Genomic DNA, 24524 nt, shown 5'->3' with positions numbered 1-24524 from the left:
ATGTACGATCAGTTACAAGCGATTGAAGACCGTTATGAAGAACTAGGCGAACTGCTTAGTGATCCCGCTGTCATTTCAGATACGAAACGGTTCATGCAGTTGTCCAAAGAAGAAGCAAATACCCGAGAGACTGTCGAAGTGTATCGCCGTTACAAAGAAGTCGTTGAAGGCATCAAAGATACAGAGGAACTATTGGGCGAAAACTTGGATGCAGAAATGGCAGAAATGGCTAAAGAAGAACTATCTGACTTAAAAAAAGAAAAAGATGTTCTTGAAGACCGCATCAAAATCTTATTATTACCAAAAGATCCCAATGATGACAAAAACATTATCATGGAAATTCGCGGGGCTGCGGGTGGAGATGAAGCGGCACTATTTGCTGGAGATCTCTTTAATATGTATCAGAAATATGCGGAAACACAAGGTTGGAATGTCGAAGTGATGGATGCCAACGTTACCGGTATCGGCGGCTACAAAGAAGTCATCATGATGATCAGCGGTGAGAATGTCTATTCAAAATTGAAATATGAAAGTGGCGCGCATCGGGTACAGCGCGTGCCGTCGACAGAATCTCAAGGACGAATCCACACATCTACGGCAACCGTAGTCGTGATGCCAGAAGCAGAAGAAGTAGAGATCGATATTGCTGATAAAGATATCCGAACAGATATCTATCATGCTTCAGGCGCTGGTGGTCAGCACGTCAACAAAACGGCATCAGCTGTCCGCTTGACACACTTGCCGACTGGTATCGTCGTTGCCATGCAGGATGAGCGTTCACAGTTGAAGAACCGTGAGAAAGCGATGAAAGTCTTGCGGGCAAGAGTATACGACCAAATCCAGCAAGAAGCACGAAGCGAATACGATGCAAATCGTAAATCAGCAGTGGGAACTGGGGATCGTTCTGAACGGATCCGTACGTATAACTTTCCGCAAAATCGGGTGACGGACCACCGCATCGGGTTGACTATCCAAAAATTGGATCAAATTTTGGCTGGAAAACTTGATGAGATCATTGATGCATTGATCATGTACGATCAAACATCAAAATTGGAAGAAATGCAAAATGGGTAAAACCTATCGAGAAGTCCTTTCACGGGCTTCTTCTTTTTTAGAAACAAAGGGACTGGAAGGGTATGCGATCCAATACCTTTTTCTGGCTCGTAAAAATTGGCAAAAACTAGATTGGTTGCTGCATATGGATCAGCAAATTTCGCCAGCTGATAAAGTGCAAATTGAAGCAGATCTGCAGCAGCTTTTAGCGCATCGTCCCCCCCAATACCTTTTAGGCTATGAAGAGTTTTATGGCCATCGCTTCAAAGTAACAGAAGACACATTGATTCCTCGACCGGAAACGGAAGAATTAGTCGCTTTATGTCTGGAGCAAACAGAACCTGCAGAGAATTTGCGGGTCGTAGATATTGGGACAGGGACAGGTGCGATCGCGGTCTCTTTGAAATTGGCACGTCCTCACTGGCAGATCGCTGCTGTTGATCTTTCAGAGGCCGCATTGGCGGTAGCTAAAGAGAATGCGGCGCAATTAGGTGCGGAGGTCGCTTTTTATCAAGGCGACACGCTGACACCAGTGGGGGATCAATCATGGGACATCATTGTATCAAACCCGCCTTATATCAGTGAGCAGGAGTGGGAGCTGATGGATGCCAGTGTGCGTCAGTTTGAACCCCAAATGGCCCTTTTTGCAGCGGAGAATGGTCTAGTGATGTATCGTAAGATTGCAGACCAGGCAAAGAAGTTATTGACACCTGACGGAAAAATCTTCGTCGAAATCGGTTTTCAACAAGGTAAATCTGTCCAGCGTATTTTTGCGGAAGCTTTTCCAGATAAAAAAGTTACGGTCATTCAAGATTTATCTGGAAAAGATCGGTTGGTCGCAGTACAATAATCCACAGCATGTGGACAACCATTTTTTTGAAAAATTTTTTTGATAAAAAACAGTGATAGAGTAAGACTTACTTGCGAATAAAAGTTATAAACAGGGTTATCCACACTTGACAAACGATTTATCCACAAAATGTGGATAAAAACCGAAAAAATGTTGATAAGTGTGGAAGTCCTCAAAAAAAGGATGTGGATAAACTGTGGAAACAAAAAAATTTAGTGAAGAACAATTATCCGAAGCAGCAAAAATTTTAGCCGCGGGTGGATTAGTTGCTTTTCCTACAGAAACAGTGTATGGCTTAGGCGCTAACGCTCTTTTGCCTGAAGCGGTAGCACAAGTCTATGCCGTCAAAGGAAGACCTAGTGACAACCCATTGATCGTCCATCTCGCCGACCCGGAACAACTGAAGGATTATGTGGATAACTTGCATCCAGCAGCGGAAAAATTGATGGCAAAGTTTTGGCCTGGCCCCCTAACATTGATTTTTTCTATCAAAAATAACAGTTTACCGTCTATTGTGACCGGGGGGTTATCCACAGCGGCATTCCGTATGCCAGCGAATAAAAAAACACTTTCAGTCATTAAACAGGCACATGTCCCACTAGTCGGACCTAGCGCAAATACCTCTGGCAAGCCAAGTCCGACCTCAGCTGAACATGTATTGCATGATTTGAAAGGAAAGATAGCTGGTGTGATCGATGATGGGACTACTAGGATCGGAGTTGAATCAACAGTCTTGGATTTAAGTGATCCGACAGCAAAACCAATGATCTTGCGTCCAGGAGCCGTGACCAAAGAACAATTAGAAACGGTTTTAGGCAGTGAAGTCGAAATAGATAAACACCTAGTATCTGAAGGTGAAAGACCCAAAGCACCGGGAATGAAATACAAACATTATGCTCCGGATACAAAGGTTGTGATGGTTCGGTCAGAGGACTGGCCAGCAGCACTCGATTGGGTCAAGCAGCAGCGATTGCGAGCAGGTGTCTTGGCAGGCCCATCAATTTGTGAGACAGCCAGATTTGAAACAGCAGCTGTTTACATGTATGCGGACGACACGGTTGAGGCAGCAGCAAAAGGACTTTTTGCAGGTTTGCGAGCCTTAGATGAATCGATCGCTGGCTTGGAGATCATTTTAGCGGCCGCTTTTCCTGAGACAGGGATGGGCAGCGCCTATATGAATCGCTTGAAAAAAGCAGCCAATCAAAATTTTTTTCAGGTAAAATAGAAAAAACGCTGCTTTGATCATAGGTAGTGCTTAGGAAATATGATACAATGCTAGCATTAAGGTAAAGGGGTGTTGTATGAATGGACTATCAAACGTTTGATCCTGATTTATGGCAAGCCATTGAAAAGGAAGCGGATCGCCAACAAAACAATTTAGAATTGATCGCATCTGAAAATATCGTTTCCGCAGGTGTAAGAGCGGCTCAAGGCAGTATTTTAACAAATAAATATGCCGAAGGATATCCAGGTCGCCGTTACTACGGTGGTTGTGAATTTGTCGATGTTGTTGAAAATTTAGCAATTGATCGTGCCAAAGAACTTTTTGGTGCGGCCTATGCAAACGTACAGCCTCACTCAGGCTCACAAGCCAATACTGCAGCATATCTAGCGTTGATTGAACCAGGAGATACGGTGATGGGCATGGATCTATCCGCAGGTGGGCATTTGACCCATGGCTCTCCAGTCAATTTTAGTGGGAAAACCTATCACTTTGTTAGCTATGGCGTAGACCCAGCGACTGAAGTGATTGATTATAATGTCGTACGGATCTTAGCGAGAAAGCATCAACCAAAATTGATCGTTGCTGGTGCAAGTGCGTATTCACGAACAATCGATTTTGCCAAATTCCGTGAAATTGCTGATGAAGTCGGTGCTAAGTTGATGGTAGATATGGCACATATCGCAGGATTAGTTGCTGCTGGTCTGCATCCAAATCCAGTTCCTTATGCAGACATCACTACTTCTACGACCCACAAAACCCTTAGAGGGCCTCGTGGCGGCTTGATTTTGACCAATGACGAAGACTTAGCGAAAAAAATCAACAGTGCAGTCTTTCCTGGCATTCAAGGCGGACCTTTGGAACATGTGGTCGCTGCCAAGGCAGTCGCATTCAAAGAAGCATTGGATGAAGACTTCAAATCCTATTCAGAGCAAGTGATCAGAAATGCGCAAGCAATGGCAAAAGTGTTCAATCAAGCACCGCAAGCACGGCTTGTTTCTGGTGCAACGGACAATCATTTATTGCTGATTGATGTGCGAGGATTTGAGCTTAACGGAAAAGAAGCCGAAGCATTGCTTGACCAAGTCAACATCACAGTCAATAAAAATTCGATTCCATTTGAAACCCTTAGCCCATTTAAAACGAGCGGTATTCGTGTCGGCACACCGGCAATCACTAGCCGTGGGTTCAAAGAAGAAGATGCTGTGGAAGTAGCAAAACTGATTGTCAAAGTGTTGGAACACCCTGAAGATACGGCTGTTTTGGAAGAAGCAAAAGCACAAGTGAAAGAGTTGACGGACAAGTATCCGTTGTATTAAGATGTAGCAGGAAAAGGGTTTGAGCCGATGCTCAGATCCTTTTTTGAAGGAATATGGCTATGACGTGATGCAAGGTTGTATCAATCGTTGATTTGCTTTAAAATAAAAGAAAAACCAAAGGAGACTTTTAAAATGGGTAAATTCCAAGTAATTGACCACCCCTTGATTCAACACAAATTAACAATGATCCGCGACAAGAACTGTGGAACGAAAGTGTTCCGTGAAGTTGTCGATGAAATCGCCATGTTAATGGCGTATGAAGTATCACGGGATATGCCCCTCGAAGATGTAGTGATCGAAACACCGATCGAAGAATCGACCCAAAAAACACTTAGTGGTAAAAAAGTAGCAATCGTACCGATTCTACGGGCCGGACTAGGCATGGTCGACGGTATTCTAGAGTTGATCCCAGCGGCTAAAGTAGGACACATTGGTATGTATCGTGATGAAGAAACCCTTGAACCACATGAGTATTTCGTTAAATTGCCTGAAGACATCGACACTCGTCAGTTATTTATTGTTGATCCAATGTTAGCAACTGGTGGTTCAGCGATCATGGCCATCGATGCGTTGAAAAAACGCGGTGCTTCTAACATGAAGTTTGTTTGCCTAGTTGCTGCGCCAGAAGGTGTGAAAGCATTGCAGGATGCCCATCCTGATGTGGATATCTACACAGCAAGCTTAGATGACCGCTTGAATGAACATGGCTACATCGTTCCTGGATTAGGCGATGCTGGTGACCGTTTGTTTGGAACAAAATAAAAGAAAGAGCGTGGAACAAAAGTGAAAAACACTTTTGTTCCACGCTCTAAACACGTCTAAACGCTGGGAGCAGGAGCAACTCCTTCGGAAATAAATCGAACTACTCAAAAACTACTCAAACATTTGAAAAGCAATTTCCGTGTATTCCTCCTTATTTCTTGGAGATTACCACTTTTGTCCCAGTCTCCTTTTGAACGAACTACATTTTCGTTAACTGTTTATAATTAATGATCAATACACCATTACTTTGTGTAACAAGCTTTTGATTCTCCGCTGTCTGATTCAATTCAACAACCGCAGAGTTCTTAAGCTGCTTAGTGACTGTACCGGTTTGTTTTATTCCATGGATCGTAAACATGACAGGAGTAGCGACCTCAAAATTTGCACCTTCAGCTGACGGGACAACGGTTGTTTCGAACTTACCAAATGTTGCCATGTAAAAACCTCCTTGATATAGTTAAATTATACCACATTTTTTGAAAATTTTCAGTAATCCTATTTTTTCCCTAAACTTCTCTTTACAAAGTTGTGTTTTTTTCTTATAATCTTCTTTGTGTTAGTTGCCAGCTTAGCTCAGTTGGTAGAGCAACGCACTCGTAACGCGTAGGTCACAGGTTCGAATCCTGCAGCTGGCATTGAAGCAGTCTAATTAGACTGCTTCTTTTTTTAGATGATTTTTTTAGAGAAAACTTTAAAGTTTCTAAATTTTTTCTGAATGAGAACGGGGAATCCTTTCTTTTCTGCGCAAACATCACTATAATGGATAAAGATTCTACAGAAGAGAGTGTGGGCATGGAAAATACACGAATAAAAAAGAATGATAATCGAATTGACTACGGTGTGATATTACCCGTATTTTTATTGTGCTTGATTGGGTTTGCGTCATTGTATGTCGCATTGACGAATGATCCAAGGAATCCATCCGTGGGAAAAACCTTAGGATTTCAAGCTTTATGGTATGTATTAGGAGTTATCGCAATTATAGTGATCATGCATATAAAATCCAAGTGGTTGTGGAAGTTGACTCCCTATATTTACGGAGCAGGATTGCTGGTAATGCTGGGTCTCTTGAAGTTCTATGATGCAGGGTTAGCCGACTCTACGGGCTCGCGAAACTGGCTGCGTTTTGGCTCCTTTACGATCCAGCCTTCGGAATTGATGAAGATTGCCTTTATCATGATGTTGGCGCTGGTGGTCACCCATCACAATGTTCGTCATCGAGATCGAGATTTAAAGACGGATGGCTTATTGATCGCTAAAATGTTAGCTGTAACCATTCCGGTCCTAGTTTTAGTCATGCTGCAAAAAGACTTTGGAACGATGTTAGTTTTCTTAGCTATTTTTGGTGGGATCTTTTTGATGTCGGGGATTTCTTGGCAGATCGTGATCCCAGTTATCGCCGCTTTTGTTTTGATAGGGGGCGGGACCATCTTTTTAGTTACAACAGATATGGGACGAGAGTTTCTCTATAATGTCGGCTTTAAAGAATATCAGTTTGCACGTATCGATTCTTGGTTAGATCCGTTTCACGATACTCAAGGCCAGTCTTTCCAACTAGCTTATGCTTTAATGGCTATTGGGTCTGGTGGGATGTTCGGTAAAGGGTTCAATGTGAGTGATGTCTACGTGCCAGTTCGTGAATCAGATATGATTTTCTCTGTGATCGGAGAGAACTTTGGGTTTGTCGGCAGTGCCTTTGTGATTTTATTATATTTCATTTTGATTTACCGAATGATTCGGGTTTGTTTTGATACAAACAATGAATTTTATGCCTATCTTGCTACCGGGATCATCATGATGATCTTGTTCCATGTCTTTGAAAATATCGGTGCTAATATTGGCTTATTGCCTTTGACAGGTATTCCATTACCCTTCATCAGTCAAGGGGGATCGGCATTATTAAGTAACATGATCGGCATTGGCTTGATTTTATCGATGCGCTATCAGGCTGAGAGTACACCAAAAACCTTGTAAGGAGATAGCTATGATCACATTTTACTGGTATCCGAAATGCAGTACATGTAAAAATGCGAAAGCTTGGCTAGAAGCAAATGGGATTCCCTATGAGGCCATTGACATGATCAAAGAGGTGCCTACGAAGGCGCAATTGTTACAATGGATCACCTCTAGCGGCTTGCCAGCTCGCCGCTTTTTTAACACAAGCGGAATGAAATATCGTGAATTAGGTTTGAAAGAGAAAGTACCAACGTTGTCGAATGAAGAAGCCGCAACTTTGTTGGCCACAGACGGCATGTTGATCAAACGCCCATTGTTGATTAGTGAAGATCGCTTTTTGATCAATGGGTTTAAAGAAAAAGAATATGAAGGAGTCTTGTTAGAATCATGGAAAAGAAATGCTTGAGAAAAAAAGATAATTTGTGGGTACTGTTCAATGGCAAAGAATACTGTGTTGGTTTGACAAAAGAAGCACAAGAAGAATTAGGTGCTGTGTCTTTTGCTTCTTTGAAAAAAGTTGGTACAGCCTTGAAACAAGGAGATACGCTAGTGGAGTTGGAAGCAGAAAAAGCTGTCAGTGAATTTCCAAGCCCATTAACAGGCGTGATTTCTTCTGTAAATGAAAAAATCGATCAAAACGTTGATATCTTAAACGACAGCGATGAAATGAACGCTTGGCTAGTCAGCTTTAAAGATGTTGATCCAAGTCAATTTGACGAATTATAAAACAAGATCCAACCACTGATTTACAAAAAGAATTGACAGCAGATTGAGACGTTGCTATAATTTGCTCAATAAATGAATGCTTTGAAAAGAAGAGTACATGTTCTTGACGTACACAGAGAGCCCTGTTTGGTGTAAATGGGCAACGAAGAGAAGATGGAAGATGGTCTTTGAGCAGGATGGGTGAGTCTAAGGACAAGCCTATCACGGGATGCACCCGTTACTGTGCAACAGTATGCGAAGAAATTCAAGTACTGGAAGAGGCTGTTGATGCGAGTCGACAGTAAATCAAGGTGGTAACACGGAAGTTGTGCTTTCGTCCTTTGTAACAGTATAATGTACAAAGGATGAAAGCTTTTTTTGTGTTTAACTAGTGAATGAATAAAGAAAGATGGGAAATTTATGGCATTAATCGAATTGACCCACGTAAAGAAATCCTTTGACGGTAAAAGTGGCGCAGTCCATGCCGTCAATGATGTTTCTCTGCAAGTGGAAAAAGGCGATATTTATGGCATCGTTGGTTATTCAGGTGCCGGCAAAAGTACATTGGTTCGTCTATTGAATGGATTAGAACTTCCTTCAGCTGGTGATGTAGTGATCAATGGTCAAAATATTTTAGCCTTGAAGAACAAAGAATTACGAGATTTTCGTAAAAAAATTGGAATGATTTTTCAACACTTTAACCTCTTGTGGTCACGAACAGTATTGGAAAATATCGAATTACCATTAGAATTGGCAGGGATCCCCAAAATCAAACGCCGCGAGCGGGCACAAGAACTGGTAAAACTTGTCGGGTTAGAAGGACGCGAAAAAGCTTACCCTTCCCAATTGTCAGGTGGCCAAAAACAACGGGTAGGAATTGCCCGTGCGTTAGCAAATGAGCCAGAAATCTTGCTATGCGACGAAGCAACCAGTGCACTTGACCCTCAAACAACCGAAGAAGTTCTGGATTTACTGCTGTCCATCAACAAAAAACTGAATTTGACGATTGTGCTGATCACCCATGAGATGAATGTGATTCGCAAAATCTGCAATAAAGTAGCTGTAATGGAATTAGGCAAAATTGTTGAAGAAGGTTCCGTACACTCGGTGTTTCGTCATCCGCAACAAGCTGTGACTAAGCGCTTTGTGCAGCAAGATTTGGAGCCAGAAGAAGATCCCGAGGAATTGCGTCAAGCCTTTTTAAGAGAAAATCCCCATGGCCGCTTAGTGACATTGACCTTTACGGAAGACAATGCGAATGAACCAATCATTTCGCAAGCGATCCGAAAGTATCTGATTGATGTCAATGTTGTTTATGGCAAGATTCAGCAAACGAATGAAGGCTCTTTTGGCGCATTAACCGTTCTATTGACCGGTGAAACACCAGAAATCGATAAAGCATTGCGCTTTTTTGCGCAAGAACAAGTAGGCGTGGAGGTGATCGAGCGTGGGTAAATCATTTTCAGAAACCTATTTTGATTTTGAAAAAATCGATTGGGCAAACATGCAACAAGCGACGATCGATACGTTATTTATGACATTCTTCTCTATGGTACTAGTCATTGTGATTGGACTAATACTAGGATTGGCTCTTTATTCATTAGGTCGCAAGCAAACATTTGGATCACGCTTTGCCTATACCTTAGTCTCGATTATCAGTAACGTGTTTCGTTCAACTCCGTTTATGATCTTGATGGTTTTGATTATACCGTTTACGACACTATTGGTAGGATCCTTCTTAGGGGCAAAAGCTGCGATTCCAGCATTGGTTCTATCAGCAGCTCCTTTTTATGCACGGTTAGTAGAGATTGCCTTTCGAGAAGTAAGTCCAGGTGTGATTGAAGCTGCCGAGGCGATGGGGGCAAGTTACTGGGAGATTATTTATAAGATTATCATTCCTGAGAGTGTCCCAGCATTGATTTCGGGCATCACTGTCACCACTATTTCAATGATCGGTTACACAGCTATGGCAGGGGCGATCGGTGCCGGAGGCCTTGGTTCATTGGCTTGGCAAGAAGGCTTTCAACGGGGAAATTACACTGTGACGCTTGTAGCAACAGTGATTATTTTAATTATTGTCTTTATCTTACAAGCAATCGGCGACTTTTTGACAAAAGCAACAGACAAACGCTGATTGGCTGAAAAAGAAAAACATCAAATAGAAAATTGGGAGGAATAAAAATGAAAAAGATTTTTGGTTTTGCAACAACAGTATTGTTAACAGTCGCTTTAGCAGCCTGCGGTACAGGTTCAAATAACAGCGCCGATTCAACATCAGCTAGTGGAGAAAACACGAAATTGGTGGTGGGAGCATCTGTCACACCCCATGCAGAAATTTTAGAACAAGCAAAACCATTGTTGGAAAAAGAAGGAATCGATTTAGAAATCAAAACCTTCGATGATTACATCTTGCCAAACAAAGCTTTAGAAAATGGCGATATCGATGCCAACTATTTCCAACATATCCCTTACTTGAACAAGCAAATTGCCGATAATGGCTATGACTTTGTTAATGCAGGAGCGGTTCATATCGAACCGATGGGGTTGTATTCAAAACGGATCTCTGACATTTCTGAATTAGCTGAAGGTGCAACCGTGATTACTTCAAATTCGGAATCCGATTGGGGCCGTATCTTAACGATTTTACAAGATGCTGGTGTGATTAAGTTGAAAGATGGTGTCGATGCTGAAACAGCAACATTTGATGATATTGCTGAAAATCCAAAGAAATTAGAATTCAAGCATGATATTGATCCTTCATTATTGGCAACGGCTTACCAAAATGATGAAGCAGACCTAGTGGCCATCAATGCGAACTTTGCTTTTGGGATCGACTTGAATCCAGCAGATGATTCTGTTTTATTAGAAGCGGATAATTCACCATACGTCAATGTGATTGCCGTACGCAGTGGCGACGAAAGCAGCGATAAAATCAAAAAATTGGTTGAAGTGCTTCACTCTGACGAAATCAAAGACTTTGTCGAAAAACAATGGCAAGGTTCTGTGAAAATCGTTGATGCGGACGCTAAATAGTTTCCTTCATTAAGCAGTACAAACAGAGCAGTGACCTAAGTTAAAAACAGACGAAACTTACTAAATGATAAAGAGATTTGACCTTCCTCGCAATCTTGCGTCGAAGACCTCCTGAATCGCAGGAGTACTCTCTTTACGTTTCGGTTAGGTGGTTTGTTTCATACTTTTGTCACTGCTCTTTTTTAATTCCAATCTAGCAAAACAGAACGGTTATGCCAAATCATTTCATACAGCAGCGGCAATTCAGGGTGCTTTTTTAATAATTGATCGTAGTGGGGGAGCTGGCTAAGAAACAGACGAATGAGTGTGAGGGTATCAGGTGAAAGTGATCCACTCCCTTTAAACAAGATCAGATTGCCTTCCAATAAAGCACAGAGCAAGTGGATTTGAGTGATTTTGACAAGACAGATTTGAAAGGAGTCACTTCCCAGACGTTCTTTGAGCAGTTCTGCAGCAAATATTTGGTTCAGCAAGTAGGTATCTTCTTCAGATAAATAGAAGGCTTCAAGTCCAAGTAATTGTTTCCATAAGAAAAGATAGTTGCGTTCATGGCGCAAATAAAAGGCAGGGACAAAGTTTTTTGGAAAAACTGTAGCTAATGCGATCCCATTTTCCAGCGGATAAACCGCTTTTCTTTTTTCATGGATTGTTTTGATACAAAAGAAGGCCTCACTGGAACTTTTTATCAAGTGTGGACGCATCCAGCGCAACAATTGATAATGGAAAAAACGGATTTGTATTTCGTTCCCTTGTAAAAGTGGAAAATGCTTGCGATTCAGAGATAAGTGATACGCTGCCAAAGAGGATGATAGAGCAGTGAAACGTCGATTGACACTGGAAGGGCTCAGGTGACATTTTCTGCATAATAATGGATAAGTCAACGAAGGTTCTTCCAGCTGGGTGTTAAGAATACGGTAGTTACTGCTCTTTTTTACAAGAGAAGCGATGACTTTTTTTGTAACTCAGTAACCGACATTGCTTCCGTCTGTAAATAATCAAGTTGGCCTTTTTTAATCAAAAATTTGATTGGTAACTTGATACCTAACTCGTTGGCGATCATCCGTCTAATAGTCTTGACGGAGATCCCTTGTTGCAGGGCTGCTTGTTGGAGGGGGAGCGGACTTTCTTTGAAAAGACTACGGATCAGACGCAACATGCGCAACACTTCTTTCTCGAGAAAATCCTCCAAGTTGTGAATCACCTCTTTCGGATGAGATTACATTTATTATAGTGGATAACTAGTTTCTTGGTTTTTTTAGAAAAGAATAATCATCAAAGTTTAATAAATAATTTTCACTACAAAGAGACAGATGTGGAGCTAATCAGCTTAAAAGAGAAAAAAATGAAGAAAATAAGGAAAAAAACAGGGATTCTGGATTCATAGTAGGGAATGATGGAAGGGGAAATTGGGTGATCCTGCAAGCAGTGTCGGTTAAAAGCAGACTCAAAAGAACCGCACAACTGAATAGCTGAAAAATAGTAGGGCAACACTAAAAAACTACTAGGCTAAGAATACCTTAAGCCTAGCAGAAAGTGTCTAGCTATCCCTCACTCGCTGGAGATTTGGTACGTAATGCAGAGAAATAAATTATAGAAGATCAGCTTGCTTCACTAGGCAATAAAATGGTTTGGCGCTGACCATCATCATAGGCATAAACGGTTTGAGGCAAATACTCATTGTAAGCAATCGGCAGATCGATACACATCCCAGCACGGCGATCATCTTGTGAAAAATGAATACTAACACGGCCGTCATTATTTTTTACGTGAAAAGTTAATAGATTTTCTAACGGAATAACGCCTTTCAGATCCAAGTCAATGATCAGCCATAAACTATCGATCAATTCTCCCGGCATGGTTTGGACGATACCACCAGAAGCATAGCGGCTGCGGCTACTGTCAAATGGTTCAAACATGGTTGTTCCCTCCTTGAGGATAAAGTCGGTCGTGGGTCGGCAATCGAAAGATAGAATCAACTTGTTTAAAATAAGACCACTCCTCAAGGAATGGTCTTATTCTTTACTTGTAGCAAAAATTATTCTTGATCTTCACCAATAACAGCTGGTTCTGCTGCTTCACCGTTTTCGTCATCTTCTGAAAGTTCTTGTGCTTCAGCAACAGCAACGATTTGTTCTTCGGCTTCTGTGACGATCGTATAATCATCATTTTTCTCTAAATCGCCTACAGTCAACGCGTCACCAATTTCAAGTCCAGTGACATCAACTTCAATACGTTCAGGTAATTTATCTGGTGTTGCGGATACAACGACACTGTATAAGTTTTGTGTCAATACGCCGCCGGCTTTCACCCCTGCTGCATCACCAACTAAGGTCAATTCAGCTTCTACCTCAGTTTCTTCATTCATATCGACTGAGATGAATTCAACATGGGTCAATGCACGAGTGAACGTGTCTGATTGAAATTCTTTGATCAGTGTATTTACTTTCTTGCCTTCTAAGTTCATAGTGATTACGGTATTCAAACCATTTTCACGTAGCAGTCTTTCTAATTCCGCTGCATTGACTGCAATCGGAGTACTGTCTACTTGATAACCATTCACGATAGCAGGTACTTTTCCTTCGTGACGCAATTTGTTCCGTAATGAACGGGGGCGAACTTCTCTTTTCGTAACTTCTAATGATACTGACATAACTCAATTCCTCCTAAAATTTCCCGAAAAAAACGGGATGTTTTTAAGCAAATTTTGTTAACTCTGCACATTAAGTGGTACGTGAGTAAAAACACGCAAAAGGGCAGTTGTTTACACAACTGCCCCAGAAAGTTTTGGTTCAACTTTTCTCCACCAGGTCGTAACGCTGTGTATGAGAAACTTTATTTACTTTACTCTTTAACCTTACGTGGAAAGTCGAAGAAAGTCAAATGAAATGATGAGTCGAGGATTTGCAAGCAATTAAATCTGAGCTATAATAGCCAAGATGGAGAGAAAACAATGCGTTTAGACAAACTGATAGAAGAGCGGTTAGCGACCTCTCGCAAAGAAATGAAACGTCTTTTTCAACAAGGGAAAGTCTTGGTGGATCAGCAAATCGAACGGAACCCATCTCGAAATGTCGACAGTCGATTGCATGAAATCAAGGTTGCTGGGGTACTGCTGCAAACAAGAGATGTGTATTACTTACTCAATAAGCCAGCGGGGGTGGTGACAGCAAATAAAGATCACCAGCACCCCACAGTCATTGATCTTTTACAGCCAGAAGACCGACAGGCGACACTTTATGCAGTGGGACGTTTGGATCGCGATACAGAAGGATTGGTATTGTTGACGACGAATGGGCAGTTAGGCTATGAATTATTGCACCCAAACAAGAAAGTGCCGAAACGATACGATGTTATTGTCAATGGTCCGGTAACAGCGGAAGATGTGGCTGCTTTTGCTCAAGGCATCGTTTTTCATGGAGGTGTCGTTTGTCAGCCTGCCAAATTGACCATAGAGATGACTTCAGGTAGGCGGTCCTTTGTTCATCTAGAGATTGCTGAAGGGAAGTTCCATCAAGTGAAGAAGATGTTTTTAGCAAGAGGGAAAAAAGTGATTGCCCTAAAAAGAGTTGCAATTGGTCCTTTGGAACTAGGGGATCTATTGTCCGGAGAATACCGGAATCTCACCCAATTTGAATTAGAAAGCCTAGCGAATTATTTTCGCTGAGAAAGAGGAGACTATGACTTATAAAACACTGTTATTTGATGTCGATGATACGATTCTTGATTTCCAAGATACTGAACATGAAGCGCTGACAGCTCTTTTTGCGGAACAAGGTCTGACGATGGATCTCGAAATGAAACAGACTTATCAAGCGGTTAATCACGGACTGTGGCAACAATTTGAACAAGGGAAGCTGTCTAGAGACCAAGTAGTCAATGAACGATTTGGCTTATTTTTTAAAAAGTATGGGCGAATCGTCGACAGTGAAGCGATGGAAAAACACTATCGCTCTTACTTGGATCAAGGGCATAAATTATTAGGCAATAGTCAGCTAGTGTTGGCCGAATTGGCTGACAAGTTTGATTTATATGTTGTGACTAATGGTGTCTCTAAAACCCAATACCGCCGGTTGTCAGATGCTAAGTTGATGCCTTATTTTCGGGATATCTTTGTATCAGAAGATACAGGTTATCAAAAACCAATGAAAGAATTCTTCACCTATGTTTTTGACCGGATTCCTAATTTTGAACAACAAAAAACAGTCATTATTGGTGACTCATTGTCTTCAGATATTTTGGGCGGACACTTGTCAGGGATCGATACAATCTGGCTGAATCCTAACAAAAAAGCGGCTTCAACAGTTCTCCCAACCTATGAGATCCAGTCGTTGGATCAATTGCCATCGTTATTAAAAGACTGATTTCTTAGAAATGAATAGTAATTTTTCAGAATTTCGCTATAATAGAAACAGTGTAAATTTTAGAGACGAAAGAGGTTAATTGAATGACGAATGGCAAGCCCATTATTATTGGTGTGACTGGTGGTTCTGGTAGTGGAAAAACAAGTGTGAGCCGAGCGATTTTCAATCACTTTCCCAATCATTCCATTATGATGCTTGAACAAGACTCTTATTATAAAGATCAAAGCAACTTGAGCTTTGAAGAACGGTTGAACACAAACTATGATCATCCGTTTGCCTTTGATACCGATCTATTGATCGAACATCTGCAGAAACTCCTTGCCTACGAAACGATCGAAAAACCGGTCTATGATTATGTGGCACATACTCGCAGTGAAGCAACGATCATTCAGGAACCAAAAGAAGTGATCATCCTTGAAGGAATCTTGATTTTGGAAGACGAACGTTTGCGAGACTTGATGGATATCAAACTGTATGTAGATACGGATGATGATATTCGAATCATTCGTCGGATCAAACGAGATATGGAAGAACGCGGACGAACGCTGGATTCCGTTATTGAACAATATTTGACAGTAGTCAAGCCTATGTATCATCAATTTATCGAACCTACGAAGCGCTATGCAGATGTCATCGTTCCAGAAGGCGGCGAGAACCACGTAGCGATTGATTTGATCACAACGAAAGTTGCAACATTCTTAACCGAAAGCTGAGCATCTTTTCTTTCGAAAACACTTATTAAAGAATTTTTTTGATAAAGCAGTAGTTTTTCTTTATCAATTATGGTAAAGTATACCTCATGCGACGAGTCGAGATGGTCTAGCTTTGACTGACCAGATTGATAACAGAGGCACAAGGAGCGATCCACCTGCCGGATGCAGGGTGTCGGAATATTCCTTTTGTGGAGATAGGGTATTCTACTAGTAATAGTACTGTGAATAAAAAACAGCTTTGAACATTCGTGTTCAAGGCTGTTTTTTTGTCTATTTCTGTAGGGGATAGCGATAGATCATCGATTCTTCTCCCCAAGGATGATAGCCTGTACCCATCAGCTCAAAACCAAATTTTTCATAAAACGAAACAAGATCTGTACATAAATAAAGGGTCGAGAAACCAGCAGTAGCGGCAGATTGCTTGATAGTATTGATCAAAAGCTGAGCACCACCTTGTCTGCGATAGTGAGGATCGACATAGAGGGCGCACAGCCAAGGCATCAAATCCATTCGGCTGATAAAATCATTCGTGATCAGTCCACCACAGCCAATGATCGAGGGGACAGCAGCGGCTTGGTTATCCACGAGTAGGACCCATTGCGGTAGATCGGTATCAGCAAAACTGTGGGTCAAGCTATCTTCATACACTTTCATGGATGCGGGACTCGCCCATTTTGATTGAAAATAAGCGATCGCTTCCTGTAAATATTCAGGATGTTCTCTTAAATGAATGACTTTCATTTTTATCCCTCCTTTGGCAAACGGATTTGAAAAATAACGCCTTTAGGTTGTAGATCACGTACACTGATTTGCCCTTTGTGTTCCTCCACGATTTGTTTGGCGATGGCCAAACCGAGACCATAGCCGCCGGTTTCTTTTGAACGGGAGCGATCTTCCCGATAAAAGCGTTCAAAAATATGTTTCTTGTCTTCATCGCTAATAGATGGACCTGTGTTTCTAACTTCGAGCAGCCAATACTTGTTGGAAATTTCTGACAGCAGTGTGAGCTTATCTCCTTGACTTGTATATTTCAGGGCATTATCCAATAAAATTACTAATACTTGATGTATTTTTTTTGGGTCGAAGACAGCAGTTGTCGTAGCTAGGTTTTCCAAGACAAATTGTTTATTATTCATTTTGGCAATCTCTTGAAACGGTTTTGCCAGTTCTTGAATGAAAGGAGCGATGGCAATGGTTTCCTTGGCTAACATCTGCTGGTTGGAATCGCTGCGGGCAATCGTCAATAAATCCGCTGTCAATCCAGTCAACCTCCGGGTCTCTGCTAATGCTTGAGCAATACTTTCTGATTCCTCAATGATCGTATGATTGGGCTTAGTGAAGGTGCGCTCTAAACTGTTTTGGATGATCGTCAAAGGCGTCCGTAATTCATGAGAAGCATTTTCGACAAATTCTTGCTGTTTTTTCCACGAAGCGAGGATCGGCCGCATTGTCAATGAAGAAAGGTAGTAGCTGATACCGATTGACAAGATCCAAAAGAAAATCATCGATAAAATCAAAATTGTTTGAAAGTTGTTCATTGCATTATTGATTTGGTTGGTATTGGCCAACACTTGAACATAGGCTACCCCTGATTGGTTCGTAGGCGCGGCAACCGTGATCGAGTGAAACAGCAAAGTCTCCGCTTCATTTTGATCGCTTACGGTCAGTGATTGAATCGTATTTAAATGTTCCGTATCTAATTTGAGTGAAGCTAGCTGAGAGAAACGTCCGCCTAATGATTGTTTGTTTACTATCGTACCGTCTTCTGACCAAAGAATAAATTGGGTGTTGAAACGATTGGTTCCAGGAATCTTTGGCATTGCTGTATTTGGCGGTAAGGCAATGGCTTCGTTTTGATTGGCGTTGTTGATCTCTGCTTGGACCAGACGTGTATCTTGGACGGCTTGTTCAAGGGCAATATCGGTTTCTTGATATGCAGATTGATCAAATAATTCTAGTACAATGATTCCGAGCAATGTAAAGATCAATGCAAAAGCGCTGATATTGATCAAGAACAATTTAAGTCGCTGTTTCTTGGAGAGTTCTTTGTTCATTCGCTAATCTCCTTGCATAATATAGCCTACATTGCGCAGTGTCCGGATCTCTTTATCAATACCAGTATCCCGAAGATGTTTGCGTAAATTGCTGATGTAGACCTCGACTACTGTGATCGTTGTTTCTGAATCAAATCCCCAAATACGGTCAAAAATTTGTTCTTTCGTCAAAATAATGCCTCGGTTTTGCAAAAAATAAACGAGTAATGCAAATTCTTTTCCTTGGATAGGTAATAGCTTTTCGTCAATCGTTACCTCATTAGTAGAGAGATTGCAGGTCAATCCTTTATAGACCACTTGGTTTTCATTAAATAAACCCAATGAACGTTTTAACAAGGCTTTGCAACGCATCAATAATTCTTCCCGATAAAAAGGTTTTGTCAAATAGTCATCGGCGCCCTTTTGAAAGCCAGCGACCTTATCCTCTAATCCATCTTTGGCGGTTAAGATCAAGACTGGTGTCTGAACAGTGTGCTGTCGTAATTTTGCCAATACTTCATAGCCATTCATTTCTGGAAGCATCAAATCTAGAATGATCAAATCATAAATCCCACTTTGGGCTTCATACAGACCTTCACTCCCATCAAAAGCTTGGCTGATTTCACCAATTTCTGCAACGATTTCTTTAATATTTTCTGATAACGTTCTGTCGTCTTCGATCAGTAATAACTTGATCATTCTGTCACCTCTTTCATTATAAGCATAGCATGAGTAACATAAAAAAAACTTAAAAAAGTGATTTTTGCTTAAGCTGTCTTTAAGTTTCAGCGTCTTAAATAGGGACTATAGCAATCAAAGGAGGAAAATACCATGAAATTAAAAAAGGTATTTCAACGAAAAGAAACCAAGTATCTTTTATCGTCTGAGCAGTTTCAGCCGTTTCTGGGTGCGTTGCAGCAGAGGATGAAGATTGATGAATATGGCCAACACACGATTCTATCTCTTTACTATGACACGGATGATTTTCGTTTCATCCGTCATTCGATGGATAAGCCAAAGTATAAAGAGAAATTTCGCATCCGGAGTTATGGTGTTCCATCTCAGGACAGTTTGGTGTTCCTAGAAATCAAGAAGAAAGTCAATGGCATTGTATATAAGCGGCGTGTTTCTCTAAGCTATTCAGATTATCAATCATGGATACGAAGCGGGGAATTTCCTACCACTATTCAACCACTTCAAATTGCCGCCGAAATTCGTTGGCTATTTAAACAAAACCATGACTTAAGTCCGCGCGTTTTGATTGCCTATGACCGCCTTTCGCTTTTTGCATCAGAAGACAGTGAATTTAGAGTGACCTTTGATCAAAACATTCGTTATCGGGAAAACAATCTGACATTGTCTGAAGGGAGTTATGGACAATTGATAGCGCCAGAGATTGGTGTGTTGATGGAAGTTAAAGCAATGGGGGCCTATCCCCTTTGGTTTGTTGAACAATTGAATCAGTATGGTGTGCGCAAAGCTAGTTTTTCCAAGTATGCTCAAACCTACCAACGTCATTTGTTTAAAAAGGAGGATATTCAGAATGTTATCTAGTTTGTTAAGTGATACCGCTACTCTTGAATGGGATGGCTTGATTATTTGTATTAGTGCCTCACTGATTCTGGGTCTCTTAGTTGCCGGAGTGCATATGGTAAAGAATGTTTATACAAAAAATTTTGTCATTACGTTGGCAGTACTGCCGGTTCTAGTACAATCAGTGATTATGCTGGTCAATGGGAATTTAGGAACTGGGGTAGCGATTTTGGGCGCATTCAGCTTGATCCGCTTCCGTTCCGTTCCAGGAGGTTCTCGCGAAATCACCAGTGTGTTTTGGTCCATGGGGATCGGCTTAGCCACCGGTATGGGTTATGTCGGTTATGTGGTGGTTTTTTCATTCGTGGTAGCTGCCTTTTTATTGATGCTGTATACCGTACCCTTTGGCGAACGACGTAAGACGAGCGAACGGGAATTGAAAATAACTATTCCAGAAGACTTAGATTATCCCCAACTGTTTGATGACATTTTTGAGAAATTTACTCATACAGCCAAGTTGGATTCGGTACGCACAACAACCATGGGTAGTCTCTACGAGTTACGCTATCACTTAGTATTGAAGGATCAAACACAAGAAAAGGCTTTGATCGATGATGTACGGACGCGTAATGGCAATTTACCTGTTGTACTCGGTAAAGTTGCGGCTAATCGTGATGAATTATAAGGAGGAAGACCAATGAAAAAAATCTACCCATTGTTTTTGGCACTATTACTGGTAGCTTGTGCGCAGCAATCTGAAACAAATTCTTCAAGTTCTGCCACTGGAACTTCGGAAGCAACGGTTACGAATGGATCTACTTCTTTGGAAGATACAGATTATTATGGAAAGTATGAAGAAGAGGATTTGGATGCTTCTTATGAGTCATCTTCAGCCATAGCGATAAAACTGGCGGGTGCACAAACGGAAGCTGGAGAAGGATTTACAGTTGATGATCAAACAGTAACGATTACTTCGGCAGGGACATATATGGTCAGCGGTTCTTTGACAGATGGTCAGTTGAAAATCAACGTCGACAAAGAAGCCAAAGTTCATTTGATCTTTGCTGGAGTAAGTATCACGAATGCTAACAGTTCAGCAGTTGTTATCGAGCAGGCAGAGAAAGTCATTACGACATTAGCTGCGGATACAACAAATACGTTAACGGATGGAACGAGTTATACCTTTGCAGAAGGAGAAACCGAACCGGATGCTGCTTTTTATAGCAAAGACGATTTGTCGATCAATGGAGAAGGGAAATTGGTCATTGAAGGCAATTATAGCAACGGCATCCGCAGCAAAGACGATTTAGTCTTGGCAAGCGGCACCTATGAAATCACAGCAAAAAACAATGCGATCAAAGGAAAAGATTCGGTGTCGATTCGAGATGGGAATTATACTCTGACGACTTCTGAAGGAGATGGTATCCAAGCCAACAATACCGAAGATGCTACAAAAGGCTATATTGGGATTGATGGTGGTATATTTACGATCCAAAGTGGTCGGGATGGTATCCAAGCTGAGACAAATCTTAGTATTCAATCAGCAGAAATGACCGTTAAGACAGCTGATGGTGCAGATAGTCAATCGGTCGTCGCTGATGAAAGTTATAAAGGAATGAAAGCAGGTGGATCCATCCTACTAGCAAGTGGTTCCTATACTATCGATAGTGCGGATGATAGTATCCACGCCAATGATTCAGTCACCATCAATGGCGGGGAGATTTCAGCAGCGACTGGAGATGATGGCATTCATGCAGACAATGGTTTAACCATTAATGATGGGACGATTACTGTCAACAAATCCTATGAAGGCTTAGAAGCAAGCGTCATCACCATTGCTGGTGGAGATATTCAAGTGCTAGCAAGCGATGATGGGGTAAATGCCGGCGGCGGCAGCGACACGACGGATAGCGGACAATTTGGACAAGATAGTTTTGGAGGAGGACCAGGCGGTGGCGATCAAGCAGACGATAGCAAAGAAGTTGTCATCACAGGTGGAACCTTGTCAATTGATGCTGAAGGAGATGGATTGGACAGCAATGGCAATGTCACAATGAGCGGTGGAATCGTGATTGTCAATGGACCGACGCAAGGCGGGAATGGCGCTTTAGATTATAATGGAACCTTTGAAATTACAGGTGGGACCCTCGTCGCTGCAGGAACCACTGATATGGCAATGAATGTGAGTGGCGGAACACAACGATCAGTGGCGATTACTTTCGATCAATCTCAGGCAGCAGACACGTTGATCACCTTGCAAGATACTGAGGGCAATACGTTATTATCCTATGCACCTAGTAAGGATTTTCAACATGTGGTGATTTCAAGTCCAGATTTACAATCAGCAGACTATACACTACTTAGTGGCGGCAGCAATAGTGAAACTTCTGTTTATGGTCTTTATCAAGGAGGAAGTGTGAAGGATGCTTCTGAATTAGGCACATTATCTTTAACAGATACCCTTTCAAATTTGACCCAATCTGGCGCAACTGCCACGACAAACCAAATGGGCGGATTTGGACGCTGATCAATTCTAGTAGCCCTCGTTGGAGGAACCAAAGAAAGAATACTACGAACGATGACCGCTACAACTTAGTTTATTTTTGCTATACATGATTGGTGAAAAGCCATTAAAGTGTAACATTCTGAAAGGATATTCTAGCCCTCCATTTCCGAGATTGAAGCAGACAGTGTCTAAAGATATCGTGGATAGACCATGCCTATTTTAAGGTGTACTTAAGCTAGTAAACATATAGTCAAGCTACGTTTAGTAGAGGAGGATATGAGATGAATTTTATGAAACGCGGCTTACAAAGTTTGTGGGCAAAGAAAGGTCGAAGTTTGCTGCTGATTGCTGTTTTTTCGGCAATTTTGATTTTTGTTTTAGCAGGATTGACAATCCGCAGTGCTGCTTTAGTCGCAACCGAAAACGCACAAAAAAGCGTGGGAGCGACGGTGACGCTGCAAGCCAATCGGGAGTCTCTTCGACAAAACAGCCAAACAGCTTCTTCAGATACTTCAGAGGGGGAGTCGACACCGCCCGATCCAGGCAGTTTCCAGAATACACCGGTAAATCTTAGTGATGCTCAAGCAATTGCAGCGTTAAGTGGGGTAGCATCCTATAGCTTTGAAGCGAGTACATCAGCCGATGCTGTCAGTGGCATTGAAGCTATTTCAAGTGAGGATGACGAAAGTACAGCGACAGAATCTACGGAGGATTCATCTAGAGCAACGAATGGCCAGCCAAGTGGGATGCCTAATATGCAAGAAGGCAGAATGAGCAGCGGCGATTTTCAAATCACTGGTGTTTCCGAAAGTACGAACTATACAAGTTTTTCAGAAGGCACCGCGAAAATTACCGATGGTGAAGCCATCACTGCAGGAGATGAAGGGACGAATCATGTCTTGATCGAATCAGAATTAGCAGAAGCAAATGGGCTTTCAGTTGGCGACAAATTTGTTATTTCTGATAGTGAAGACAATGAAGTCGAAGTAACGATCAAAGGGATCTATGAAACCAGTGAAGTTGTGAACAGTATGAGCCAAATGTTCAATTTTTTGAACCCAGCCAATACATTGTTTGCATCCTATACTCTCGTTAATACATTGGCGGGTAATGAGGATACGTTAGATTCGGCGACTTATACGTTGAGTGATCCTTCAGAAATGGACAGTTTCGTTGCTCAAGCTGAAAAACTGATTGATACCGATACCTACAGTATCCAAACGAATGATCAAATGTATCAGTCGATGTTGACACCATTGAATAATGTTGCAAGTTTTGCCAAAAATATAATTGTGCTAGTTGCGGTTGCCGGTGTCATCATATTGACATTGATCGTAATGTTGTCGATCAGAGAACGCAAATATGAGATCGGCGTTCTGTTATCTTTAGGCGAATCGCGAATAAAAGTCATTTTACAGTTTTTTACTGAGATTGCTATCTGTATGTTCTTTGCATTGGGAATCGCTGCAACTAGTGGCAATGTTGTAGGGAATATCGTGGGCGAGCAGCTGTTGGCTCAACAAACGACAACGGAACAAGCGGACGCAGGGATGAATGGTCCGGAAGGAATGCCAAGTATGGGCAACGGCGGTCCTAATGGCAGAAGCGGGCTATCCGCTTTTACACCCTCGGCAGAAGTACAAGAGTTAGCTATTACGGTTTCATTCCAAGAAATCGGCTTATTGGCATTGTTAGGTGTAGGGATCAGCTTTGGGTCCATTCTATTATCTTCAGCTGGAATTTTGCGCCTCAATCCAAAAAAAATATTGGTTTCCTAGGAGGGATAGCATGACGTTACAAACAGAAAAATTAGGTTATTGGTACCAAACAGAATCTGAAGCCCTTTTTCGAGAAGTAGATTTGACCTTTGATTCTGGAAAAATGTACGCGATCCTTGGTTCCAGCGGTTCTGGTAAAACGACCTTTCTCTCATTGATCACGGGGTTGGACACACCAAAAGAAGGGAATATTTATTACGATAACGAACCGTTGAACAAAATTGGATTGCGAGAATACCGTCGTAAAGATGTTTCTATCGTCTTTCAAGCTTATAATTTGTTGCCCTATATGTCGGCACTGGATAATGTGACTACCGCAATGGCGATTGCCAAGTCACAACAAACAGATAAAAAGGCATATGCTTTGGCAAACCTGGCTAAAGTTGGGATAACTGAAGAATTAGCTATGAAGAAAGTTACCCAGCTTTCCGGTGGACAGCAACAACGAGTGGCCATCGTCCGGGCTATATGCTGTGAACATGAGTTGATCGTGGCAGATGAGCCCACCGGTAATTTAGATGAAACGACCTCAAAAGATATCGTTCAACTGTTTCAAGAAATTGCCCATGAACAAAAGAAATGTATCATCTTAGTGACCCATGAACAAGAAGTAGCGAAAGTCTGTGATGTTGTTTATGAACTAAAAGAGCGTCAATTTGTCATGCGGGACTCCTAATAAACTTGTTACTGAAAGACTAAA

At 41.7% G+C, this 24524-nt stretch carries 27 protein-coding genes, 1 tRNA gene and 1 other annotated feature; of the genes, 20 read left to right on the top strand and 8 right to left on the bottom strand.

Features of this window, described 5'->3' with window-relative positions; all coding sequences use genetic code 11:
* The 5 genes from prfA (at position 1) to upp (ending at position 5206) form a co-directional block, all read left to right on the top strand.
* The gene (gene prfA / locus HED61_RS01315; RefSeq protein WP_176333066.1) at positions 1 to 1074 is read left to right on the top strand and encodes a peptide chain release factor 1; all 1074 of its coding nucleotides are present in this window, start codon (positions 1 to 3) and stop codon (positions 1072 to 1074) included.
* Positions 1067 to 1903, top strand: coding sequence for a peptide chain release factor N(5)-glutamine methyltransferase (gene prmC / locus HED61_RS01310; RefSeq protein WP_003128516.1), 837 nt, complete (start codon positions 1067 to 1069; stop codon positions 1901 to 1903). The genes prfA and prmC overlap by 8 nt, the downstream gene beginning before the upstream one ends.
* A 196-nt stretch (positions 1904 to 2099) precedes the next feature.
* Positions 2100 to 3128: an L-threonylcarbamoyladenylate synthase gene (locus HED61_RS01305; protein WP_171917760.1), complete on the top strand. Its 1029-nt coding sequence runs from the start codon at positions 2100 to 2102 to the stop codon at positions 3126 to 3128.
* 80 nt (positions 3129 to 3208) lie between these two features.
* Entirely contained in the window at positions 3209 to 4444 is a 1236-nt protein-coding gene (gene glyA, locus HED61_RS01300) for a serine hydroxymethyltransferase (RefSeq protein WP_005472813.1), read from the top strand.
* A 132-nt stretch (positions 4445 to 4576) separates the two neighbouring features.
* Positions 4577 to 5206 carry a uracil phosphoribosyltransferase gene (gene upp, locus HED61_RS01295; RefSeq protein ID WP_005472811.1) on the top strand — a complete coding sequence of 210 codons (630 nt, stop codon included), beginning with the start codon at positions 4577 to 4579 and terminating at the stop codon, positions 5204 to 5206.
* Between the two features lie 199 nt (positions 5207 to 5405).
* Here the strand turns inward: upp and HED61_RS01290 are convergent, their stop codons facing one another.
* Positions 5406 to 5642 carry a hypothetical protein gene (locus HED61_RS01290; RefSeq protein WP_003128523.1) on the bottom strand — a complete coding sequence of 79 codons (237 nt, stop codon included), beginning with the start codon at positions 5640 to 5642 and terminating at the stop codon, positions 5406 to 5408.
* Between the two features lie 126 nt (positions 5643 to 5768).
* On the opposite strand from HED61_RS01290, the gene HED61_RS01285 reads away from it, so the two are divergent.
* The 7 genes from HED61_RS01285 to HED61_RS01255 all read left to right on the top strand — a co-directional run bounded on the left by HED61_RS01285 (position 5769) and on the right by HED61_RS01255 (position 10900).
* Positions 5769 to 5841: transfer RNA gene (locus tag HED61_RS01285), tRNA-Thr, on the top strand.
* Between the two features lie 157 nt (positions 5842 to 5998).
* Positions 5999 to 7180 (top strand): FtsW/RodA/SpoVE family cell cycle protein, encoded by a 1182-nt coding sequence (locus HED61_RS01280; protein ID WP_005472807.1) that lies wholly within the window; start codon positions 5999 to 6001, stop codon positions 7178 to 7180.
* A 10-nt stretch (positions 7181 to 7190) separates the two neighbouring features.
* Entirely contained in the window at positions 7191 to 7568 is a 378-nt protein-coding gene (locus tag HED61_RS01275; RefSeq protein WP_003128525.1) for an arsenate reductase family protein, read from the top strand.
* Positions 7550 to 7888 carry a glycine cleavage system protein H gene (locus HED61_RS01270; RefSeq protein WP_003128526.1) on the top strand — a complete coding sequence of 113 codons (339 nt, stop codon included), beginning with the start codon at positions 7550 to 7552 and terminating at the stop codon, positions 7886 to 7888. The genes HED61_RS01275 and HED61_RS01270 overlap by 19 nt, the downstream gene beginning before the upstream one ends.
* Before the next feature lie 72 nt (positions 7889 to 7960).
* Positions 7961 to 8212 (top strand) — a binding site (T-box leader).
* 75 nt (positions 8213 to 8287) lie between these two features.
* Positions 8288 to 9322, top strand: a complete 1035-nt coding sequence (locus tag HED61_RS01265) for a methionine ABC transporter ATP-binding protein (RefSeq protein WP_060813125.1) — start codon at positions 8288 to 8290, stop codon at positions 9320 to 9322.
* The gene (locus HED61_RS01260) at positions 9315 to 10001 is read left to right on the top strand and encodes a methionine ABC transporter permease (RefSeq protein ID WP_003128528.1); all 687 of its coding nucleotides are present in this window, start codon (positions 9315 to 9317) and stop codon (positions 9999 to 10001) included. The genes HED61_RS01265 and HED61_RS01260 overlap by 8 nt, the downstream gene beginning before the upstream one ends.
* A 47-nt stretch (positions 10002 to 10048) precedes the next feature.
* A complete protein-coding gene (locus HED61_RS01255; RefSeq protein ID WP_003128530.1) occupies positions 10049 to 10900 on the top strand; it encodes a MetQ/NlpA family ABC transporter substrate-binding protein in 852 nt (283 codons plus the stop codon).
* A 182-nt stretch (positions 10901 to 11082) separates the two neighbouring features.
* Here HED61_RS01255 and HED61_RS01250 read toward each other — a convergent pair whose 3' ends face one another.
* The 4 genes from HED61_RS01250 to HED61_RS01235 form a co-directional block, all read right to left on the bottom strand.
* Complete coding sequence (locus tag HED61_RS01250; protein ID WP_228074035.1) at positions 11083 to 11796, bottom strand: helix-turn-helix domain-containing protein; 714 nt, start codon at positions 11794 to 11796, stop codon at positions 11083 to 11085.
* 35 nt (positions 11797 to 11831) lie between these two features.
* Entirely contained in the window at positions 11832 to 12089 is a 258-nt protein-coding gene (locus HED61_RS01245) for a hypothetical protein (protein ID WP_234981410.1), read from the bottom strand.
* A gap of 409 nt (positions 12090 to 12498) precedes the next feature.
* Entirely contained in the window at positions 12499 to 12816 is a 318-nt protein-coding gene (locus HED61_RS01240) for a DUF960 domain-containing protein (protein WP_003128534.1), read from the bottom strand.
* 119 nt (positions 12817 to 12935) lie between these two features.
* Entirely contained in the window at positions 12936 to 13550 is a 615-nt protein-coding gene (locus HED61_RS01235; RefSeq protein WP_003128535.1) for a 50S ribosomal protein L25/general stress protein Ctc, read from the bottom strand.
* 300 nt (positions 13551 to 13850) lie between these two features.
* On the opposite strand from HED61_RS01235, the gene HED61_RS01230 reads away from it, so the two are divergent.
* From HED61_RS01230 to udk, 3 genes are all read left to right on the top strand, one after another.
* Positions 13851 to 14564 (top strand): pseudouridine synthase, encoded by a 714-nt coding sequence (locus HED61_RS01230; protein ID WP_138371466.1) that lies wholly within the window; start codon positions 13851 to 13853, stop codon positions 14562 to 14564.
* 13 nt (positions 14565 to 14577) lie between these two features.
* Entirely contained in the window at positions 14578 to 15261 is a 684-nt protein-coding gene (locus HED61_RS01225) for a YjjG family noncanonical pyrimidine nucleotidase (protein ID WP_081131406.1), read from the top strand.
* A gap of 83 nt (positions 15262 to 15344) precedes the next feature.
* Positions 15345 to 15974, top strand: coding sequence for a uridine kinase (gene udk, locus HED61_RS01220; protein WP_003128539.1), 630 nt, complete (start codon positions 15345 to 15347; stop codon positions 15972 to 15974).
* 270 nt (positions 15975 to 16244) lie between these two features.
* Here the strand turns inward: udk and HED61_RS01215 are convergent, their stop codons facing one another.
* Genes HED61_RS01215 through HED61_RS01205 form a run of 3 tightly spaced genes read right to left on the bottom strand, consistent with a single transcriptional unit; the run spans position 16245 to position 18706 of the window.
* A complete protein-coding gene (locus tag HED61_RS01215) occupies positions 16245 to 16715 on the bottom strand; it encodes a GNAT family N-acetyltransferase (protein ID WP_219645410.1) in 471 nt (156 codons plus the stop codon).
* 2 nt (positions 16716 to 16717) lie between these two features.
* Complete coding sequence (locus tag HED61_RS01210) at positions 16718 to 18028, bottom strand: sensor histidine kinase (protein ID WP_219645409.1); 1311 nt, start codon at positions 18026 to 18028, stop codon at positions 16718 to 16720.
* 3 nt (positions 18029 to 18031) lie between these two features.
* A complete protein-coding gene (locus HED61_RS01205) occupies positions 18032 to 18706 on the bottom strand; it encodes a response regulator transcription factor (RefSeq protein ID WP_003128546.1) in 675 nt (224 codons plus the stop codon).
* 132 nt (positions 18707 to 18838) lie between these two features.
* On the opposite strand from HED61_RS01205, the gene HED61_RS01200 reads away from it, so the two are divergent.
* From HED61_RS01200 to HED61_RS01180, 5 genes are all read left to right on the top strand, one after another.
* On the top strand, positions 18839 to 19561 hold the full coding sequence (locus HED61_RS01200; protein WP_219645408.1) for a polyphosphate polymerase domain-containing protein: 723 nt from the start codon (positions 18839 to 18841) through the stop codon (positions 19559 to 19561).
* Complete coding sequence (locus HED61_RS01195) at positions 19551 to 20225, top strand: DUF4956 domain-containing protein (protein WP_003128549.1); 675 nt, start codon at positions 19551 to 19553, stop codon at positions 20223 to 20225. The genes HED61_RS01200 and HED61_RS01195 overlap by 11 nt, the downstream gene beginning before the upstream one ends.
* A gap of 12 nt (positions 20226 to 20237) precedes the next feature.
* On the top strand, positions 20238 to 22067 hold the full coding sequence (locus HED61_RS01190) for a carbohydrate-binding domain-containing protein (RefSeq protein WP_103300319.1): 1830 nt from the start codon (positions 20238 to 20240) through the stop codon (positions 22065 to 22067).
* A gap of 260 nt (positions 22068 to 22327) precedes the next feature.
* On the top strand, positions 22328 to 23824 hold the full coding sequence (locus HED61_RS01185; RefSeq protein ID WP_219645407.1) for an ABC transporter permease: 1497 nt from the start codon (positions 22328 to 22330) through the stop codon (positions 23822 to 23824).
* Between the two features lie 10 nt (positions 23825 to 23834).
* Positions 23835 to 24500 (top strand): ABC transporter ATP-binding protein, encoded by a 666-nt coding sequence (locus tag HED61_RS01180; protein WP_003128554.1) that lies wholly within the window; start codon positions 23835 to 23837, stop codon positions 24498 to 24500.
* Positions 24501 to 24524: the final 24 nt, after the last annotated feature.

It is taken from the genome of Enterococcus gallinarum (assembly GCF_021496385.1).
GTDB classification, from domain to species: domain Bacteria; phylum Bacillota; class Bacilli; order Lactobacillales; family Enterococcaceae; genus Enterococcus_D; species Enterococcus_D gallinarum.
This window is presented reverse-complemented; position numbering and strand designations above follow the sequence as displayed.